This window comes from Pigmentiphaga humi, assembly GCF_900606115.1.
GTDB classification, from domain to species: Bacteria; Pseudomonadota; Gammaproteobacteria; order Burkholderiales; family Burkholderiaceae_B; genus Pigmentiphaga; species Pigmentiphaga humi.
In genome coordinates this window covers 111,200-128,676 of record NZ_UWPJ01000005.1, presented here as the reverse complement: position 1 = coordinate 128,676, position 17,477 = coordinate 111,200, and the positions used below count along the sequence as shown (strand labels likewise).

Sequence of the window (17,477 nt, the reverse complement as noted above, 5' to 3'; positions counted from 1 at the left end):
TTCCTTGCTGTGGGCACCGGATCCTGCCGGCGCGGGGAGCGCCCCGGAATCCGGGCCGCAGCGGCCCATCTTACGCCATCGCGGCGGCTACAATTTCCGCATCCCATTTCGCGCGCGGGTGCGCCATGAACGATTCCCAGCACCAGCTTTCCATGACCATCCTGATGACGCCCGACATGGCGAACTTTTCGGGCAACGTCCACGGCGGCACCGTTCTCAAGTACCTGGACCAGGTCGCCTACGCCTGTGCCAGCCGGTACGCGGGCCGCTACGTCGTCACGCTGTCGGTGGACCAGGTCATGTTCCGCCAGCCCATCCACGTCGGCGAGCTGGTGACCTTCTATGCATCGGTCAACTACACCGGCCGCACGTCCATGGAGATCGGCATCAAGGTCGTCGCCGAGGACATCCGCAATAAATCCGTGCGCCACGCCAATAGCTGCTACTTCACGATGGTGGCGGTGGACGACGACGGCGTCCCGGCCGCGGTTCCGCCGCTCCAGCCGCGGACCGCGGAAGAGCGCCAGCGCTTCGAGGCGGCGCAGTTGCGGCGCGAACTGCGCCAGGAGATGGAGCGGCGCCAGCAGATGATCAAGGAAATCAAGACGCCGCCCGCCGCATAAGGAAAGCAGGAGACGGGCGAGCGCCCCGCTCCCTGCTATCGTCGGGGTTCTCCACTCTTTTTCCGCAGAGGCAGCCATGACTTATCGACCGCTCGGCACGACCGGGCTGCAGGTGTTTCCCGTCGCCTTCGGCGGCAACGTATTCGGCTGGACCTTGAACGAGGCGGCGTCGTTCCGGATCCTGGATGCGCTGGCCGAGCGCGGCATGAATTTCATCGACACGGCGGACGCCTATTCGCGCTGGGTGCCGGGCAACCAGGGCGGCGAGTCCGAGGCGCTGATCGGCAAATGGCTCAAGCGCTCGGGCAAGCGCGACAGCGTGGTGCTGGCCACCAAGGTCGGGACGCCGGCGCTGGGCAGCCAGGGCGGGCTGGATCCGGCCTATATCGCCAAGTCGGTGGAAGGGTCGCTCAAGCGCCTGCAGACCGACTATATCGACCTCTACCAGGCGCACCGCGACGATCCGGACACGCCGCTGGAAGCCACGCTCGAGGCGTTCGACAAACTGGTCCGCGCGGGCAAGGTGCGCGCCATCGGCGCCTCCAACTATTCGGGCGCGCGGCTGCAGCAGGCGCTCGACGTGAGCCGGGCTAACGGCCTGGCGGCCTACGCCACGCTACAGCCCGAATACAACCTGGTCGAACGCCAGGCTTTCGAGACCGATCTTGCGCCGGTGGTACAGCGGAACGGCCTGGCGGTGATCAATTACTACGCGCTGGCGAGCGGCTTCCTGAGCGGGAAATACCGCACCGCCGCCGACCTGGAAGGCAAGGCCCGCGGCGGCCGCGTGGGCGGCTACCTGAACGAGCGCGGCATGGCCATCCTGGCGGCGCTGGACCAGGTCTCGTCGCGCCTGGGCACGACCCAGGCCGCCGTGGCCCTGGCCTGGCTGCTGCACCAGCCGGCGGTGACGGCGCCCATCGCCAGCGCGACTTCCGAAGCCCAGCTGGACTCCCTCCAAGCCGCCGCCAACCTGAAACTGGACGCGGACGCCCTGTCCCTGCTGGACCACGCCAGCCGCTGAACGAGCGGGCTGGGCAGGAGGACCCCCCCTTCAACGCAGCGCGCATAGCCCCAGAAAACCGCGGATCTGGCTTCGCCAGTCCGCCAGTTTTGCCCCCGGGGCGCGCGCGAAGCGCGTAGGGGGGGGCTTAACTCAAGCAGGTCTCCACCCGCCATCCATACAGCCATTGCATCGCGTCGTAATACTGCTCCTGCGTGCGGCCGACCCATAGCGAGTTGCGCACCAGCCGCTCGACGCCCTTGGCGTGGTACAGCGTGCCCATGGCGCGGGTGGAGAGCACGACGCGGGCGGTGCGGGTGATGCGGGAGTTTTCGTAGAGACGGAAGGCCGCTTCCAGATCGCCCTGGGTGTGGCGCACCGCGGCGCCCAGGGTGGCGGCGTCCTCCAGGGCCATGCAGGCGCCCTGGGCGAGGTATTGGGTCATGGGATGGGCGGCGTCGCCCAGCACGGTGGCGCGGCCCCGGCCCCAGCGCGGCTGCGGATCACGGTCGGCGGTGGCCCAGCGCTTCCACGACGTGGGACGGTGCAGCATCTGGTGCGGGCGAGGGTGGATGCCTTCGAAGTAGGACAGCACTTCTTCCTTGCTGCCTTCGCGCACGCCCCAGACTTCGACGTCGCGGCTGTGGAAAGTGACCACCAGGTTGTATTGATGGCCGCCGCGCAGCGGATAGTGGACCAGGTGGCAGTCGGGGCCGGCCCATACCACCGGGGCGTTGATCTTCAGGTCGTCCGGCATGTCGGCCTCGTCGACCACGGCGCGATAGACCACGTGGCCCGTCACGCGCGCTTCGTCGCCGATCACCGTGTCGCGTATGACCGATTTGACGCCGTCGGCGCCCACCACGGCGTCGGCGGTGTGGCGGCCGCCTCGCTGGTCGATCACGGTGGCCTTGCCGTCGCCCAGTTCCAGCGCGGCCACCCGGGTGGAGGTCTTGAAGCGGATCAGCGGATGGCCTTGCACCGCCTCGAGGATGGACAAGTGGATGTCGGCCCGGTGGATGACCGCGTAGGGATTGCGGAAGCGCTGGCGAAACGCCTCGCCGACCTCGAAGCCGCCGATTTCGGTGGCATCGACCGCATCCATCATGATCAGGCGTTCGGTGAAAACGGCGCGGCGGCGCGCCGCCTCGCCCGCGCCCAGCGCGTCGAGCGCGGCGAAGGCGTTGGGGCCGAGCTGGATGCCCGCGCCGATCTCGCCTATGGTGGGGCTCTGCTCCAGCAGTTCGACGGCCACGCCTTCCCGGGCCAGCGCGAGCGCGGCCGCCAGGCCGCCGATGCCGCCGCCGACCACGATGGCGGTGGGGTGGGTTGGTGTCGTCATGGTATGTCTCCTCCTGAAGCGGGATGGCGGCCATCTTAGTGAGCCCGCGCGCTTGACTCCATGGAACGGCATCGATAGCCTGAATCGATATTTTCGATTCGGGCCGCCAGGAAATTGCAGAACATCGATACCAAACTGTTGCGGGTGTTCGACGAGATCCGCCGCACCGGCAGCGTCTCGGCGGCGGCCGAGCGCATGGGCATGAGCCAGTCCACCATGAGCTTCTTCCTGGCCAGGCTGCGCGCACTGTTCGACGATCCGCTGTTCGTGCGCACGAGCGCGGGCATGGAGCCCACGGCCCGCGCCAGGGAACTGGAGCCGCCGGTGGCCGCCGCGCTCGCGGCCATGCAGGCGCTGATGGCGCCCACTGTCTTCGATCCCGCAACCTCCGCGCGCGTGTTCCGCCTGTGCATGACGGACATCAGCCACATCGTGCTGCTGCCGCGCATCGTCAACCGGCTGCGCGAGGCGGCGCCGGCGGCGCGCATCGAGGTCCAGCGCATCGGCCCCGACACGCCGGCGCGCATGGAGGAAGGCGAGGCCGATCTTTCCATCGGTTTCATGCCGCAGCTCGACGCCGGTTTCTATCGCCAGCGCCTGTTCGAGCAGGATTTCGTGTGCGTGGCCGCGCTGCGCCATCCGCGCATCGGCAAGGTCCTCACCGCCGAGGATTTCGCGCGCGAGGGACATATCGACGTATCGCCGTCCACCACCAGCCAATTGATCGTCGAACAGGCCATCCGCCGGGCCGGGCTGGCGCGCGAGGTGGTGCTGCGCCTGCCCAGCTACCTGGGGCTGGCGGCGGTGCTCGCGCAGACCGACCTGGTCGCCACGGTGCCCGGGCTGCTGGGCGAGATCTGCGCGCGGCAGGAAGGTCTGGCGCTGTATGCGCCGCCGATCGCCATCGAGCGCTACGCGGTCAACCAGTACTGGCACGCGCGCTGGCATCGCGACCCCGGCCATGCCTGGCTGCGCCAGATGCTGGCCGAGCTGTTCCTGCAGGGCGGCGCGCCGGCCGCGGCGGCGGTCAGCCGGCCGCGCCGTCCAGCCGCTCGGCGTGCGGATTGACCATGACGATGGGCGCCGTCGCTACCGCCACGCAGGGCAGGATGAAGCCTTCCGCCTTTTCCTGCGCGCTCAGTCCGGGCCGCTCCACCAGGTAGCGCACGCTGCCGCTTTCCAGGCGCGAGAAGCAGGTGCGGCAGGTGCCGTTGCGGCAAATGGTGGGCAGGCGTATGCCGGCGCGGCGCGCGGCCGCGACCAGGCTTTCCTGGTCGCCTGCGGTGAAGGTCCATTGCTGCGGCAGCAGCGTGACCGCATGGATCGCGGCGGGGGAGGCGGAATCGGTCAAGGCAAGGTGGGTACGGAAAGCGGGGCGGCGCGCCGCGGATGCGATCCTAGCATCTCCTGCGCCGCCGGCTCGACATGCCTTGATACAACTAGGCGGGAATGCTCTCGGTACACTGCCGCTTCCAACGTCGATCCGCAGGAGGAGCATCCGCTATGCAGCCCAGCGAGCCGGCGGCCCCGCGGACCGAATGCCTGATGGCCGACGATGCTTCCGCGGCCCGGATCCTGCAGCGCAGCGAGGACCGCTACCGCTTGTTGTTCGAGTCCACCGACCAGGGTTTCTGCGTCGTGCAGATGCTGTTCGAGCACGGCGAGCCGGTCGATTACCGATTCCTCGAAATCAATCCCGCCTTCGTGGTGCAGGCGGGCTTGCACGATGCGCTGGGCAAGCGCATACGCGAACTGGTGCCCGATCACGAGCGGTACTGGTTCCAGATCTACGGCCAGGTCGCGCTGACCGGCGAGCCGGTGCGCTTCGACCATTGCGCCCAGGCCATGGGCCGTTGGTTCGACGTGTATGCCTGCCGCTGCGGCGATCCACGCGACGCCACGGTGGCCATTCTTTTCAGCGACGTGACGGCGCGCCATGCCATGGAGGCCCAGCGCGAGCAGCTGCTCGAGGCCGAACGCGCCGCGCGCCAGGCGGCGGAAACGGCCACGCGCCTGAAGGACGAATTCCTGGCGACGCTGTCCCATGAACTGCGCACGCCGCTGTCGGTAATCGTCGGCTGGGGCCAGTTGCTGCTCAAACGCGCCGACCCGGACAACGAGGCGCTGCGCAAGGGGCTGTCCACCATTCTGCAAAGCGCGCATACCCAGGCCACGCTGATCTCCGACATGCTGGACATGAGCGCGATCTTCCTGGGCAAGGTCAAGCTCGACCTGGCGCCGGTCAATGGTTTCGCCTACGTCGCCCAGGTCGTGCAGTCGGCCGGCCCGTCCATGCAGGGCAAGGGCATCAGCCTGGCTTTCCAGCCCAGTTTCGAGGTTTGCCTGGTGCGGGCCGACTCCTCGCGGCTGGAGCAGATCCTGTGGAACCTGCTGTCCAACGCGATCAAGTTCACGCCCTCGGGCGGACGTATCGGCGTGTCCGCGCGCCGCGTGGGCGCGCGTTTCGAGATCGAGGTTGCCGACACCGGCGTGGGCATCGATCCTGAGTTCCTGCCCTATCTGTTCGAGCGCTTCCGCCAGGCCGACGGCTCGATCTCGCGCCGCCACGGCGGGCTGGGCCTGGGGCTGTCGATCGTCCAGCAACTGGTGGCGATGCATGGCGGCGAGGTCTGGGCCGAAAGCGAGGGCGAAGGGCTGGGCGCCTGCTTTACGGTGAGCCTGCCCGTTCATGAACATGCCGTCGGCGACATACCCCTGCACGACGAAGCCTGGGGCGAACCGCAGCACGCCGGCTGCCTGGCGGAACTCGGCATCCTGGCGGTGGAAGACCAGCCGGACATGCTCGAACACCTGGTGCGGCTGCTGCAGGAGTATGGCGCCGAGGTGACCGGCGTGACCTCGGCCCATGCCGCGCTCGAAGAACTGGCGCGGGCGCAGCCGGGCCGCTATGCGGTGATGGTGGCCGACGTCGGCATGCCGGACATGGACGGCTACCAGTTGATGGAGACGGTGCGCCGCGACATGGGCCTGGATGCGCAGGCGCTGCGCGCCGTGGCGGTGACGGCCCTGGCGCGCGACGACGATCGGCGCCGCGCGTTGGAAAGCGGCTTCCAGGCGCACGTGAGCAAGCCTTACCGGCCGGTCGCGCTCATTGCCGCGATACGCGGCTGGCAAGGCGTTGCCGGCCAGCCCGTACCGGCATCCGGGACGGGAAGCTAGACCGCGTCGCAGGCCCGGGCGAAGTCGGCCAGCAGGTCTTCGGGCTCCTCGATGCCGACCGAGACGCGGATCAGCGAATCGGCGATGTCCATCTCGCGGCGGCGTTCCGGGCCCATTTCCCAGTAGATGGTCTGCGCCACCGGAATGGCCAGCGTGCGGTTGTCGCCCAGGTGGGTGGCGGAAATGACGACACGCAACTGGTTCTGGAAACGCACCGGATCCAGCCCGTCCTGCAGCTCGAAGCTGAGCAGCGCGCCGCCGCGCTTGAACAGGGCGCGGGCGCGTTCGTGCTGCGGATGGTCAGGCAGGCTCGGGTGATAGACGCGCTTGACCTTGGGATGGGCGGCGAGCTGCGCGGCCAGCGCGTCGGCCGTCGCGCACGCGCGGTCCATGCGCAGGCTGAGGGTCTCGGCGCCGGCCGCGATGCGATGGGCGGCTTCGGATCCCAGGGTCGCGCCCATGTCGCGCAGGCCCTTCTTCTTGATCTGCTGCAGGCCCTGCATGGCCGGCTTGATGCCGCGGTACGACGGGCTGATATTGGGATAGGCGGTCCAGTCGAACAGGCCGGTGTCCGTGACCGCGCCGCCCAGCGCGTTGCCGTGGCCGCAGATGTACTTGGTGAGCGAATTGATGCTCAGGTCGGCCTGCACCGCCTTGGGGCGGAACAGGTAGGGCGAGGTCATGGTGTTGTCGACCACGTACAGCACGCCGCGGGCCTTGCACAGCGCGCCGATCTCGGCCAGCGCGGCCACCTGGGTGCGGGGGTTGGCGATGGTCTCGACGAACACCAGGCGGGTGTTGGGCCGCAGCGCCCGTTCGACGTTGGCGGCGTCGGTGGCGTCGACGAAGTCCACGTCCACGCCCAGGCCGTTCATGGTGGCGAACAGGCTGTTGGTATTGCCGAACAGGAAGCCGCTGGAGACGACGTGGTCGCCCTCGCGCAGCAGCGTGGTCAGCACCGCGGCGATGGCGGCCATGCCGGTCGAGAAGGACACGGTGCCGATGCCGTCTTCCATCTCGGTGAGCTTGGTCTCGAGCGCGGCAGTGGTGGGATTGCCCTGGCGGCCGTACGAATATCCCGGGTTGCGGCCCTGGAACACGTCGACCAGGGTTTGCGCGTCTTCGTAGCCGAAGGCGGACGCGGTGTGCATGGGCTTGTGCAGGGCGCCGTGCTCGACCGAGCCGCGGCGGTCGCTGTGCAGGATACGGGTGGTGAAGCCTTCGGACATGATCTGGACTGGGGTCTATCGAAGAAGAGTGGCCCCCATTTTAAACCTTGCCCGTCCGGCGGCGGCCCGCCGCCTGGGGGATCCGGGTTTCCATCTCCCCCAGTTTGTCCGCGACCACCTGCTTGAGCACGCGGGTGAGTGTGGTGGCGGCGTCCGACCTGGGCACGTTGCGCCGGTAAACGGCCGAGAAATCCAGCGATATCGTGGGCGTGAAGGGCCGGATGGCGACCTTGGGCGTCCGGTGGCCGATGATGGCGATGGGATCGATGACCGCGATCCCGATCGCGCGGCTCACGTAGCCGATTACCGAGGAGGAATGCATGGTCTCGACGCGGATGTTGGGCCGCACCCCGGCCGCCAGCATCGCGTTGTTGAGCTGGATGCGCTGGCGGCTGGCCTGGCCGAGCGCGACGAGATCCTGTCCGTCCAGGTCGTTGACCGCGACCCGCTTCTTGCGCGCGAGCGGGTGGGAGGCCGGCATGACGCAGACCGCCTGGGTAGAGGGAAAGGGGTCGTGCTCCAGTCCGTTCGGGTCGGGCGGAAGCGCGCCGAACACGATGTCCAGCTGCGCGTGCAGCAGCATGGAAACGAGGTTGATCGAACTGTCGGGATGGACGGAAACGACGACGTCGGGATGGCGCTGCAACAGCAGGCCGATGGCTTCCGGCAGGCAGTGCGAGGCCAGGTTCGGCATCGTCCCCACGTGCAGGTAGCCCGTCGTCGACAGCCGGATCGCGCGCGCCGCCTCGCGGATCCGGTCGGCACCCGAGAAGTGCCGCTCCACTTCCCGGTATAGCTGCACCGCCGCCTCGGTCGCGATGATTTGCACGCCCTGGCGCTGGAACAGCACCAGCTTCAATTCGTGCTCGAGGTCGTGGATCAGGCGCGAAACCGCGGGCTGAGAAATGGACATGGCATGTCCGGCGCCCGTCATGCTGCCGGTCAGCATGACGGCGCGGAATGCTTCGAGCTGGCGGAAGTTCAGCGGACGTGCCAAGGTGGCGATGCGATTATCGATGCTCGGATGCCGCCGATCATACTTCGAAGGCGGAGTCGTCGATAGGCGCCAGGCAGTTCTCGAGCAGGCTGCCGTAGCCCGGCACCGCGTCGTTCAGGCCGAGGCGCCTCATGCATGCCCAGAAGCAGGCCTGGTTGCTGGCGATGACGGGCTTGCCGAGGTCGCGCTCCAGCGCCGCGATTACGCCGAGCGAGGCCAGATTGGTGCACGAAATGAAGACGGCGTCCGCCTCGGGCCGGTCGGCCATGCGGGCCAGCCGGTAGATGGCCTCGGGGGGAACCCGTCCGATGCCGCGGCGTTCTTCCTGCGTTTCTCCCATTTGCAGGCCGTGCAGCGACGTTACGCCGAAGCCGTACTCCTCCAGGAATTCCCGCTCGCGCCGGTTGACGAGCTCCACATAGGGCGTCGCGACCGCCACCTTGCGTACGCCCAGCGCCCGCAGCGCCGCGACGACCGCGCCCGAGGCGGCGAGCGCCGGCACGCCGGCGCGCGTCCGCAGGTCCGCCACGAGCTCGGACATCGGGCACATGAACGAGCCGGACGTGCAGCCGTAGGCGACGATGTCGACCTCGGCGGTGCCCAGTTGTTCGGCGGCCGAGCGGGTCGCCTCGGCCATGGCGACGTAGGATTCCTGCGTCATGCTGCCCAACAGCATGGCGCGGGCCGCGAACACGCCGACTCCATCGGGCGCCATGCGCCAGAACTCCGGCTCGTTGATGGTGTTGGTGGACGGGACGATCAGGCCGATCTTCGCCTTCCAGCCGTAGGGCGCGTAGAGGGAAACGGCTTTCATGGACATGCTCCTTCCTGGTTCCTGGATCATTCGAGCCGGATCCCCATGCGGCGGATCAGCTCGCCGTATTTCTTTTCTTCGGTCACCAGGATTTCGCCCAGCTCGGCGGGCGTGCTGCCGACCACTTGCGCGCCGGCGTCCTCGAGGCGCTTGCGGACCTCGGGCAGCTTCAGCGCCGCGACGATCTCGCGATTGAGCTGGTCGATGCGCGCGGCCGGCGTGCCGGCGGGAGCCAGCACGGCGCCCCACGATTCGGCGCGGAATCCGGGGTAACCGGCCTCGGCGACCGTGGGGATGTCGGGGTATTGCGGGAGCCTTTCCGCGCCCGCGGCCAGTATCTTGAGATTGCCCGCGGCCACGTGCGGCTGCACGGCGCCCAGCGTATCGAACACGATCTGCGTGCGGCCGGCGATGAGGTCCATGTGGGCGGCCGCGCTGCCCTTGTAGGGAACGTGGGTCATCTTGAGCCCGGCCAGGTCGGCGAACCATTGGCCGAAGACGTGGACGTTGCTGCCGTTGCCCGCCGAGGCGAAGGCGAGCTGGTTCGGCCGCGCGCGCACGTAGGCCACCAGTTCCGGCACGTTGTTCACCGGCAGCGAAGGCGAGGCCACCAGCACCATCGCCGTGCGCGTCGCCAGCGTGACGGGCGCGAAGTCCTTGATGGGGTCGAACGGCAGGTCGGGGATGAGCGCGCGCCCGAAGACGTGGGAGCTGACGACGTAGACCAGCGTATTGCCGTCGGGCGCGGCCTTGGCGACCTGGGCCGTGCCGATCGCGCCGTTGGCGCCCGGCTTGTTTTCCACCACCACGGGCTGGTGCAGCCGCGCGGTCAGGTGCTCGGACAGCAGGCGGGCGGTGATGTCGGCCAGGCCGCCGGAGGCGTAGGGAACGATGATGCGCAGCGGCCGGCCGGAAGACGCCGGCGCCTGGGCGTGGGCCGCGCCGACGGCGCCGAGCGAAACGAACAGGCAGGCAAATATGCGTCTGAGCGATGCAGACATGTCGGACTCTCCTGAGGTAAGAAAAATCTAGTGGTCGAGGTCGCCGTGGGACAGCCCACGGTCGGGTGAAGCGATGTTGACGCGCACCATGTCGCGCAAGAGCTGGACGATCGCCATCGAGCTTTCGCCTTCGGTGCCGTCCACGATGAAGCGCGAGGTGCAATAGCGCATTTCCCAGCCGCCGGCGTCCAGGCAGGCCCGGATCACCTCGCGTTCGACGGCGGGCGTATGCAGCACGTCGAGCCGGCCGCACAGGAAGGCGAGCATGGCGCTCAGGCCGTAGGCGCCCCAGTTGGATATCGATGCCGGGAAGAAGATGTCCGTGGCGACCGTGGTCGGCACGCCGACGCCGCCCTCGTACTGGCAGCGCCGACCATAGGGATGGAAATCCTTCATGAACGGGAAGATGCGTCCGAAGCCGATCTCGTTGCCGTTGTCGCCGATGCCGATCGACAGGATGCGGCGCCGCGCGGCCAGCTCGAAAAGCGGCGCGAGGTCGATGCAGGCCTCGGGGCGCACGCCGGTGGAGTAATGGATCACCCCGTGCTCGTTGGGTCCCAGCCGCTCGATGGCGACGATGGCGCTCGGCCGGTAGGCGTCGAGCAGGCCGGCGGCCCAGGCCGCCACTTCCTCCTGCCGTTCGGGCGAGACCGCGAGCGCCGCGCCCATCCTGCGGTCGTGGCACAGCGCGTAGTCGCGCACCATGATGCCGGCGGCCTGGCTGCTGGCCACTACCGGCGGGGCATGGCAGGGTTCGGTCACGAAGACCGGCACGGCCCGCAATCCCCAGAACAGCGCATGGGCCAGCGCCGCGGCGCCGGGCGGTCCGTCGCTTTCGCCGTTCGGCGCCTCGGGCGCGTAGCCCGCGCCGGTCACGATCAGGACGCGGTCGCCGGGCCGCACGGCATCGACCAGGGCTTGCGCGGCGCGTGCGCTGATCGGCCTGCCGCCGCCCTCCGCGCGCGCCTGCTCGTAGATCCCGCCGATGATGTTGTGGTTCATTGCGCGATTGCGCATTTCAACGGTGACGAGTCGGTCGACGTACTCGCCGATGATGTCCGGCATCGGATGCTCCGCTGTGGCTCTGGATTAGACTGGGAGCGATTCTGGATCGCGCCGGACTCGATCGCATAATCGAATTCTCGGCGCTACCGATAAGCAAATATTATGAAGAGCGGCGCATCCCGCTCGCCTGCCTGCGGCCCCCGGTTCCCATGACCATTCCTTCCATTCCCGTCCTGCGCGCCTTCATCGAGGTGGCCCGCTGCAACAGCTTTACCCGGGCGGCCGATACGCTGTGCCTGACGCAGAGCGCCGTCAGCAAACAGGTCCAGGCGCTGGAGGAGCAGCTCGGCTGCCGGCTGTTCGTGCGGTCGGGAAAAACGCTGGCGCTCACGCCCGCGGGCCATGCGTATCTCGCGCACGCGAGCGATGCGATGGCCATGCTCCAGGAGGGCCGGGCCATCGCCCAGGAGGTGGCGGGAGAGAAAGTCCCCGCCGCCGCGGTCGAGATTTCCGCGTCGCCGGCCTTCGCCTCGTATTGGCTGATCCCGCGCCTGCCGGGCTTTCGCGAGCGCGCGCCGGGAACGCGCTTGATCCTCCGCCCGCGGCTGCCGGATTTCTCTCCCGTGAGCGAACGCTTCGACCTCGAAGTCCGCGTCGGCGCGGGGCGCTGGCCCGACGCCCGCGCCATGCGCCTGTTGGGGCGGGAGATGGCGCTGGTGGCCAGCCCCGGCTTGTTGGGCGATACGCGCGCCACGCTGCGCCAGCTCCAGGGCCTGCCCGTGCTGCATCGCGCGCAGCGCGGCTATGACTGGCGGGAATGGAGCACGAGCGCCGCGCCGGGGTGGAACCCCCGCGCCGGCAGCGGGCTGCTGTTCGAGGGTTTCTCCGTGCTGATCCCGGCGGTGGTCGCCGGACTGGGCCTGGCGATATGCCCGCTGTTCCTCGTGCTGGACCACCTGGAAAACGGCCGGCTGGTGCGGCCGCTGGGCGAATGCGTGCGCACCCGGTATGCCTACCATGCGGTGCTGCCCACCGGCACCAGCCACGGCGGGCCGCGCGACCGGTTCCTGGACTGGATGCTGGCGGAAGCCGAAACGACGCAGATGCGTATACAAAAACACCTGGATTCGTGGCATTCCATGACGGAATGAGGGTCCGCCAGTTTTCGTTTGACCCTCCCGGGGCCCGAACTTAATGTGGCGCTTCCTATTCTTTCGGGCGTCCAAGACATGCGTGCCTCCTCCCTTCTCCGCCTTTTCCTGGCGGGAGCCGCCTGCGCCGCGGCGGCTTCCGCTCCCGCCCGCGCGGACTCCCCCTATCCTTCGCGCCCCATCGAGTTCGTCGTGCCGTACGCGCCTGGCGGCGCCTCCGACATCGTCGTCAGGGCGCTGGCTCCGGCGCTGCAAAAACAGCTCGGCGTATCGGTCGTCGTCATCAACCGCGCCGGCGCGAATACGGCGATCGCCGCCACGCAGCTGGCGCGCTCCGCGCCCGACGGCTACACCATCATGCTGGCCGACGTGGCCCTGGTGCTCAACGCCGCGGTGCGCCATGCGTCGCCCGGCTACGACGTGGCCAAGGATTTCTCCACCATCGCCCAGGTGGGATCCGCGCCGCTGGTGCTGTTCGTGCCGGCCTCGGGCGCGGCCGACCTGCCGTCGTTCCTCAAGCAGGCGCACGATCGTCCCGTGAATATCGCCAATGCCGGCCCCGGCTCGCTGGGCCACCTGGCCGCCGAACTGCTCCAGCTGCGCACCAAGACCACGCTGGTCAGCGTGCCGTACCGTGGTTCGGGACCCGCCATGAACGAGACCATCGCCGGGCAGGTGGATGCCATCTTCACCAGCACCGCGTCGGGCATGCCCCTGGTCAAGAACGGCCGCCTGCGGCCGCTGGCCGTCGCGTCGCCCGAGCCGCTGAAGGACTTTCCCGAGATTCCCACCTTCGACCGCCTGGGAGTGCAGGGCGTGCACGTCCTGAACTGGTGGGGCGTGATCGCGCCGGCGGGGCTGCCCGCCGATATCTCGGCCCGCATCGCGAAGGCGGTGACGGCCGCCATGCGCGATCCTGCCATCGTGGAGCGCTTCGCGGCGCTGGGCATCTCGCCCTCGACGCGCGACGCGGCGGCCTTCGCCGGCCTGATGAGCAAAGAATTCGCCGCCTGGCGCGACGTGGCCGCGAAAGCCGGTATCAAAGTGGATTGATGAACGGCACCTGCGGGTGCTCGTTCGAACAAGGAGGATATGCAAGATGAGCGGTGAACGGATGCGCCTGACAGCGGCGGACGGTTTCGAATTCGACGGCTATGTGGCCAGGCCGCAGGGCAAGTCCCGGGCGGGCGTGGTCATCCTGCCCGAGATCTTCGGCGTGAACAGCCATATGCGCAGCGTGGCCGACCGGTATGCCGAATGGGGCTATCTGGCCATCGCGCCCAGCGTCTTCGATCGCGTCGAGCCGGGGCTGGACCTGGGGTATGGCGACGACGACGTGCGCAAGGGGCAGGCCTTGATGAAGCTGATCGATTGGGACGGCGCGGTCCTGGACATCGAGGCCGCCGGACGCGCCGTGGCCGAGGCCGGCAAGGTGGGCATCGTCGGCTTTTGCTGGGGCGGCACCGCCGCCTGGGTGACGGCGGCGCGCGGAAAGGGATTCGCGTGCGCGGTCTCTTACTACGGCAACGCCATTCCCACCGTGCTCGAGCCGACGCCGCGCATTCCCATGATGCTGCATTGGGGCGAGCGCGACCATTTGGTGTCCAAGGAGAAAATGCTGGAGCCCGCCCGCGTCGCGCCCGCGACCATCGTCCACTTCTATGCCACCGGACACGGTTTCAATTGCGACCAGCGCGATCTCTACCATGCGGAATCGGCCGCCCTGGCCCAGCAGCGCACGCTGGCTTTCCTCGACGAGCACCTGGCATGACGCGGGACGCTGCCGCGGAGCGCGCGGCGTTCGACGAGCTCGGCCGGCGCCTGCGGAACGACCGGGAACTGTGGACGGATTTCGAGGCCTTGTGCCGGCACGGCGGACGCATGGCGGGTACCGCGAGCGAGCGCGCCGCCCAGGAGTGGTGCGAGCGCCAATTGGCGGCGTTCGGTCCGGTGTCGCGCGAACCGACGGCCTACGCCGGATGGCGGTGCGACCATGCTTCTCTGACGAGCCTGCCCGACGGCAGGCAGCTGGAAGCCGTGCCCCTGCTGGGAACGGCCTTTACGCCGGAAGCGGGCGTCGATCTGCCCGTGCTCGACCTGGGGCGCGGTACGCCGGACATGATCGCCGCGGCGGGCGAGGCCGTCCGCGGCCACGCGGTGATGGTCCGGCATGAATATCCTTTTTCCACCCAGACGGTCCATCGCCGCGTCAAGCTCGGCGCCGCGCATCGGGCGGGCGCCGCCGCTTTTCTGGTGGTCCAGCCCGAGGCCGGCGTCGGCCCGGTATCGGGCTCCTCGGGCCGCGCGGGCGGTCCGGGCATCCCCGCCATGGGCATTTCCGCCGAAGCCGCGCAGGCCTTGCAAAAGGCCGGCGCGCGCGTCCGCCTGACGATCAGGGGGGAAGACCTGCCGCAGGCCCGCACCGACACCCTGGTGCTCGATCTGCCGGGCGGGCAGGCCGAGCGGGCCGAAGAGCGCGTGGTGCTGTCGGCGCACATCGACGGACACCCGCTGGCCGAAAGCGCGCTGGACAACGCCACGGGCGCGGCGGCGGCGATCGCGCTGGCGCGCGCTTTCGCCCCGCGGATGCATGCCATGCGCCGCGGGCTGACGGTGTGCCTGTTCAGCGCGGAGGAGTGGGCGCTGAACGGCTCGCGCGAGTGGCTGGCGGCCATGCCCGAGCCGCGCCGCGCGGCGATGGCGCTGAACGTCAACCTCGATTCGCTGGCGGGGTCTCCGCGCCTGACCGCGCTGACCTCGGGATTCGAACGCCTGGGAGAGTTCGCCCGGGCGGGCGCGGGGCTGGCCGGCAACGACGTCGGCATCCACCTGCCGCTGATGGCGAACAGCGACCATGCGAACTTCGCCGCTTGCGGCATTCCCGCGATGCGCCTGATCGCCGGATTCGACGAGCCCGGCAGCGCCCTGCGCCTGCTGCTGACGCCCGCCGACACCCGAGCGCTGGTGGACGAAGGCCAATTGCGCAATGCGGCCGTCGTGGCCGCGGGGGTGCTGTGGCAGGCCTTGCGCGCCGACAGCCTGGCCGAGTTGCGCGATCGCGCCGCGGAGGCCGCGTGAACGCCGTGCCGGAAAGCGCCGCCGCGCCGCGGCAAGCGGGCAGCCCTTTGCGCGGTTCGGTCGTGGTGCTCGGCGCGGGCTTGGTCGGCCTGGCCTGTGCCCATGCCCTGCAGCGCGACGGGTACGACGTGACGGTGATCGATCGCGGCGAACCCGGGAAAGGCGCGAGCTTCGGCAACGCCGCCCATATCGCCACGGCTTCCATCATTCCGCAGTCGACGCCGGGCATTCTTCGGCAGACGATCCGGCTGCTGCGGGATCCTCAGGGTCCGCTGATCGTGCGGTCCGGATACGTCCTCCGGCACCTGCCCTGGTTCGCCCGCTTCATCGCGCAGGGCACCGGCGAGCGCGCCCACGTGGGCACGCTCGCCATGGCGGCGATGATGGCCCAGGCCTGGGACGCCTGGCGGCCCGTGCTGGCCGACATCGGGGGCGAGGACCTGGCGCGCCAGTCCGGCGCGCTGCACATCTTCGGTTCGGCGGCGGCGTTGCGGGCCGCCGAGGCGGCCTACGCGCTGCGCCGCAGCCTGGGCGTGGCGTGCGAGACCCTGGAGCTCGAGCAGGCGCGAGCCATGGAGCCCGCGCTGACCAAGCACGTCGGCGGCGCCGTCTGGATACCCAGCATGGGCTACGTCACCGACACGCTGGCGCTGGCGCGGCGCCTGGCCGGCCGCATCGAGGCGCGCGGCGGCCGCATCCTTCGCGCCGAGGCGACCGGGATAGACGCCCGGGGCGTGCAGACGAAGGAGGGGCGGCTGCCCGCCGACCGCGTGGTGCTGGCGGCCGGGGCATGGTCGCATCGGCTGGCGCGCGGGTTGGGCGTGGACATCCCACTCGTGGCCGAGCGCGGCTATCACGTCATGCTTGCGCCGGGCAGCAGCCCGCTGCGCACGCCGGTGCTGATGGTGGAGCGCAAGGTCGCCGCGACGCCGATGGCGGCGGGGCTCAGAATGGCCAGCGTCGCGGAATTCACGACGGCGGACGCCAGGGCCGACCATGCGCGGGCGGCGCCGGTCTTCCGCGGACTGGAGCGGTTCGTCCAGGGCCTGGACGCCAAGCCGGTGTCGGAGTGGGTCGGCCCGCGACCGTCGGTGCCCGACAGCCGGCCCATTCTGGGCCAGGCGCCGGGCGCGCCCCATGTTCTGCTCGCCTACGGGCACGGCCACCTGGGGCTCAGCCTGGCGGCGTTGACGGGAAGTGTCATCGCCGACGTGGCGAGCGGCCGCGATCCGCGCATAGACATGCGCGCCGTTGCGCCGCTGTGGAACTCGCGGCTCAGATAACGGAAAGATATGTTGGACGTATTGTTGTTGGTGGCGGCCGCCTTCGGCGCGGGCATGCTCAACGCCGCCGCGGGCGGCGGGAGTTTTCTCACGCTGCCAGCCCTGGTCGGCGTGGGCATGCCCGCGGCGGTGGCCAATGCCACCGGCACCCTGGCGCTGCTGCCCGGATACCTGACGGGCGCCTGGGCCTTGCGGCGCGACATCGCGCAGTCCGAGCCCGGCTCGCTCGCGGTCCTGTCGGGCATCGCGCTGGCGGGCGGGGGCGCGGGGGCGCTGCTGTTGCTGTGGACGTCCGGAGGCGCTTTCCGGTTCGTGGCACCCTGGTTGCTGCTGTTCGCCACTGCCCTGTTCCTGTGCGCGCCCGCCATGCTGCGGATGGCGCGCGGGCGGGTGCTGTCTCCCGGCGCCGCGTCGGCGGGCCTGTTTGTCGTGAGCCTGTACGGCGGCTATTTCAACGGCGGCATGGGCATCATGCTGCTGGCCTTGTTCGGCATGTCGAAACGCAGCGATTTCAGCGCCATCAATGGGCTCAAGAATCTGCTTTCCGGGGTGCTGACCGTCGTGGCGGCCGCGGTATACGTGGCGGGCGGACTGGTCGAGTGGCGCGAGGCGGGCGTCATGGCCATCGGCGCGACGGCAGGCGGTTTTCTCGGGGCGCGGCTGGCGCGGCGCGTACCTGTCGCGGCGATGCGCGCCGTGGTGGTGCTGGTGGGAATCCTGATGAGCGCGTTCATGTTCTTGAAGATCTAGGACGCCGTGGGGCGGGGCGCG

Annotated in this window: 17 protein-coding genes; 10 read left to right on the top strand and 7 right to left on the bottom strand. The window is 69.4% G+C overall.

Going from position 1 to position 17,477, the window contains the following annotated elements; all coding sequences use genetic code 11:
• The first annotated feature begins 125 nt into the window (after positions 1-125).
• Entirely contained in the window at positions 126-623 is a 498-nt protein-coding gene (locus tag PIGHUM_RS00910; protein ID WP_124077366.1) for an acyl-CoA thioesterase, read from the top strand.
• 76 nt (positions 624-699) lie between these two features.
• Positions 700-1,647 carry an aldo/keto reductase gene (locus PIGHUM_RS00905; RefSeq protein ID WP_124077365.1) on the top strand — a complete coding sequence of 316 codons (948 nt, stop codon included), beginning with the start codon at positions 700-702 and terminating at the stop codon, positions 1,645-1,647.
• A 127-nt stretch (positions 1,648-1,774) separates the two neighbouring features.
• Here the strand turns inward: PIGHUM_RS00905 and PIGHUM_RS00900 are convergent, their stop codons facing one another.
• Complete coding sequence (locus PIGHUM_RS00900) at positions 1,775-2,968, bottom strand: 3-hydroxybenzoate 6-monooxygenase (RefSeq protein ID WP_124077364.1); 1,194 nt, start codon at positions 2,966-2,968, stop codon at positions 1,775-1,777.
• Between the two features lie 114 nt (positions 2,969-3,082).
• On the opposite strand from PIGHUM_RS00900, the gene PIGHUM_RS00895 reads away from it, so the two are divergent.
• Positions 3,083-4,036: a LysR family transcriptional regulator gene (locus PIGHUM_RS00895; protein ID WP_124077363.1), complete on the top strand. Its 954-nt coding sequence runs from the start codon at positions 3,083-3,085 to the stop codon at positions 4,034-4,036.
• On the opposite strand, the gene PIGHUM_RS00890 is transcribed toward PIGHUM_RS00895, so the two are convergent.
• Positions 3,996-4,319: a 2Fe-2S iron-sulfur cluster-binding protein gene (locus PIGHUM_RS00890; protein ID WP_246012850.1), complete on the bottom strand. Its 324-nt coding sequence runs from the start codon at positions 4,317-4,319 to the stop codon at positions 3,996-3,998. The genes PIGHUM_RS00895 and PIGHUM_RS00890 overlap by 41 nt on opposite strands.
• 152 nt (positions 4,320-4,471) lie before the next feature.
• On the opposite strand from PIGHUM_RS00890, the gene PIGHUM_RS00885 reads away from it, so the two are divergent.
• On the top strand, positions 4,472-6,148 hold the full coding sequence (locus PIGHUM_RS00885; protein WP_222929189.1) for a hybrid sensor histidine kinase/response regulator: 1,677 nt from the start codon (positions 4,472-4,474) through the stop codon (positions 6,146-6,148).
• On the opposite strand, the gene PIGHUM_RS00880 is transcribed toward PIGHUM_RS00885, so the two are convergent.
• From PIGHUM_RS00880 to PIGHUM_RS00860, 5 genes are read right to left on the bottom strand one after another with little or no spacing between them, the layout of a single operon-like run.
• On the bottom strand, positions 6,145-7,377 hold the full coding sequence (locus PIGHUM_RS00880; protein ID WP_124077361.1) for a cystathionine gamma-synthase family protein: 1,233 nt from the start codon (positions 7,375-7,377) through the stop codon (positions 6,145-6,147). The two genes, PIGHUM_RS00885 and PIGHUM_RS00880, sit on opposite strands and share 4 nt — an antisense overlap.
• 40 nt (positions 7,378-7,417) lie before the next feature.
• Complete coding sequence (locus PIGHUM_RS00875; RefSeq protein ID WP_124077360.1) at positions 7,418-8,374, bottom strand: LysR family transcriptional regulator; 957 nt, start codon at positions 8,372-8,374, stop codon at positions 7,418-7,420.
• Between the two features lie 37 nt (positions 8,375-8,411).
• Positions 8,412-9,188 carry a maleate cis-trans isomerase family protein gene (locus tag PIGHUM_RS00870; RefSeq protein ID WP_246012849.1) on the bottom strand — a complete coding sequence of 259 codons (777 nt, stop codon included), beginning with the start codon at positions 9,186-9,188 and terminating at the stop codon, positions 8,412-8,414.
• Between the two features lie 26 nt (positions 9,189-9,214).
• Positions 9,215-10,189, bottom strand: a complete 975-nt coding sequence (locus PIGHUM_RS00865) for a Bug family tripartite tricarboxylate transporter substrate binding protein (protein WP_124077358.1) — start codon at positions 10,187-10,189, stop codon at positions 9,215-9,217.
• Positions 10,190-10,216: 27 nt separating this feature from the next.
• On the bottom strand, positions 10,217-11,254 hold the full coding sequence (locus PIGHUM_RS00860) for a glutamate cyclase domain-containing protein (RefSeq protein ID WP_124077357.1): 1,038 nt from the start codon (positions 11,252-11,254) through the stop codon (positions 10,217-10,219).
• A gap of 149 nt (positions 11,255-11,403) precedes the next feature.
• Here PIGHUM_RS00860 and PIGHUM_RS00855 point away from each other — a divergent pair, with 149 nt between their 5' ends.
• The 6 genes from PIGHUM_RS00855 (at position 11,404) to PIGHUM_RS00830 (ending at position 17,456) form a co-directional block, all read left to right on the top strand.
• On the top strand, positions 11,404-12,345 hold the full coding sequence (locus tag PIGHUM_RS00855; protein WP_124077356.1) for a LysR substrate-binding domain-containing protein: 942 nt from the start codon (positions 11,404-11,406) through the stop codon (positions 12,343-12,345).
• 78 nt (positions 12,346-12,423) lie between these two features.
• Entirely contained in the window at positions 12,424-13,398 is a 975-nt protein-coding gene (locus PIGHUM_RS00850) for a Bug family tripartite tricarboxylate transporter substrate binding protein (protein WP_124077355.1), read from the top strand.
• Positions 13,399-13,444: 46 nt separating this feature from the next.
• Positions 13,445-14,116, top strand: coding sequence for a dienelactone hydrolase family protein (locus tag PIGHUM_RS00845; RefSeq protein ID WP_124077354.1), 672 nt, complete (start codon positions 13,445-13,447; stop codon positions 14,114-14,116).
• Positions 14,113-15,423 carry a M28 family peptidase gene (locus PIGHUM_RS00840; protein ID WP_124077353.1) on the top strand — a complete coding sequence of 437 codons (1,311 nt, stop codon included), beginning with the start codon at positions 14,113-14,115 and terminating at the stop codon, positions 15,421-15,423. Before PIGHUM_RS00845 ends, PIGHUM_RS00840 begins: the two co-directional genes overlap by 4 nt.
• Positions 15,420-16,706 (top strand): NAD(P)/FAD-dependent oxidoreductase, encoded by a 1,287-nt coding sequence (locus PIGHUM_RS00835; RefSeq protein WP_160142088.1) that lies wholly within the window; start codon positions 15,420-15,422, stop codon positions 16,704-16,706. The genes PIGHUM_RS00840 and PIGHUM_RS00835 overlap by 4 nt, the downstream gene beginning before the upstream one ends.
• Before the next feature lie 9 nt (positions 16,707-16,715).
• Positions 16,716-17,456: a sulfite exporter TauE/SafE family protein gene (locus tag PIGHUM_RS00830; protein ID WP_124077351.1), complete on the top strand. Its 741-nt coding sequence runs from the start codon at positions 16,716-16,718 to the stop codon at positions 17,454-17,456.
• The last annotated feature ends 21 nt before the right edge of the window (positions 17,457-17,477 follow it).

Excerpts from the sequence above, each read along its gene's own strand:
- PIGHUM_RS00910 (WP_124077366.1), top strand. The coding sequence starts at position 126 with ATGAACGATTCCCAGCACCAGCTTTCCATGACCATCCTGATGACGCCC.
- PIGHUM_RS00900 (WP_124077364.1), bottom strand. The coding sequence starts at position 2,968 with ATGACGACACCAACCCACCCCACCGCCATCGTGGTCGGCGGCGGCATC.
- PIGHUM_RS00855 (WP_124077356.1), top strand. The coding sequence starts at position 11,404 with ATGACCATTCCTTCCATTCCCGTCCTGCGCGCCTTCATCGAGGTGGCC.
- PIGHUM_RS00870 (WP_246012849.1), bottom strand. The coding sequence starts at position 9,188 with ATGAAAGCCGTTTCCCTCTACGCGCCCTACGGCTGGAAGGCGAAGATC.
- PIGHUM_RS00840 (WP_124077353.1), top strand. The coding sequence starts at position 14,113 with ATGACGCGGGACGCTGCCGCGGAGCGCGCGGCGTTCGACGAGCTCGGC.
- PIGHUM_RS00850 (WP_124077355.1), top strand. The coding sequence starts at position 12,424 with ATGCGTGCCTCCTCCCTTCTCCGCCTTTTCCTGGCGGGAGCCGCCTGC.
- PIGHUM_RS00880 (WP_124077361.1), bottom strand. The coding sequence starts at position 7,377 with ATGTCCGAAGGCTTCACCACCCGTATCCTGCACAGCGACCGCCGCGGC.
- PIGHUM_RS00830 (WP_124077351.1), top strand. The coding sequence starts at position 16,716 with ATGTTGGACGTATTGTTGTTGGTGGCGGCCGCCTTCGGCGCGGGCATG.
- PIGHUM_RS00885 (WP_222929189.1), top strand. The coding sequence starts at position 4,472 with ATGCAGCCCAGCGAGCCGGCGGCCCCGCGGACCGAATGCCTGATGGCC.
- PIGHUM_RS00860 (WP_124077357.1), bottom strand. The coding sequence starts at position 11,254 with ATGCCGGACATCATCGGCGAGTACGTCGACCGACTCGTCACCGTTGAA.
- PIGHUM_RS00845 (WP_124077354.1), top strand. The coding sequence starts at position 13,445 with ATGAGCGGTGAACGGATGCGCCTGACAGCGGCGGACGGTTTCGAATTC.
- PIGHUM_RS00865 (WP_124077358.1), bottom strand. The coding sequence starts at position 10,189 with ATGTCTGCATCGCTCAGACGCATATTTGCCTGCCTGTTCGTTTCGCTC.
- PIGHUM_RS00905 (WP_124077365.1), top strand. The coding sequence starts at position 700 with ATGACTTATCGACCGCTCGGCACGACCGGGCTGCAGGTGTTTCCCGTC.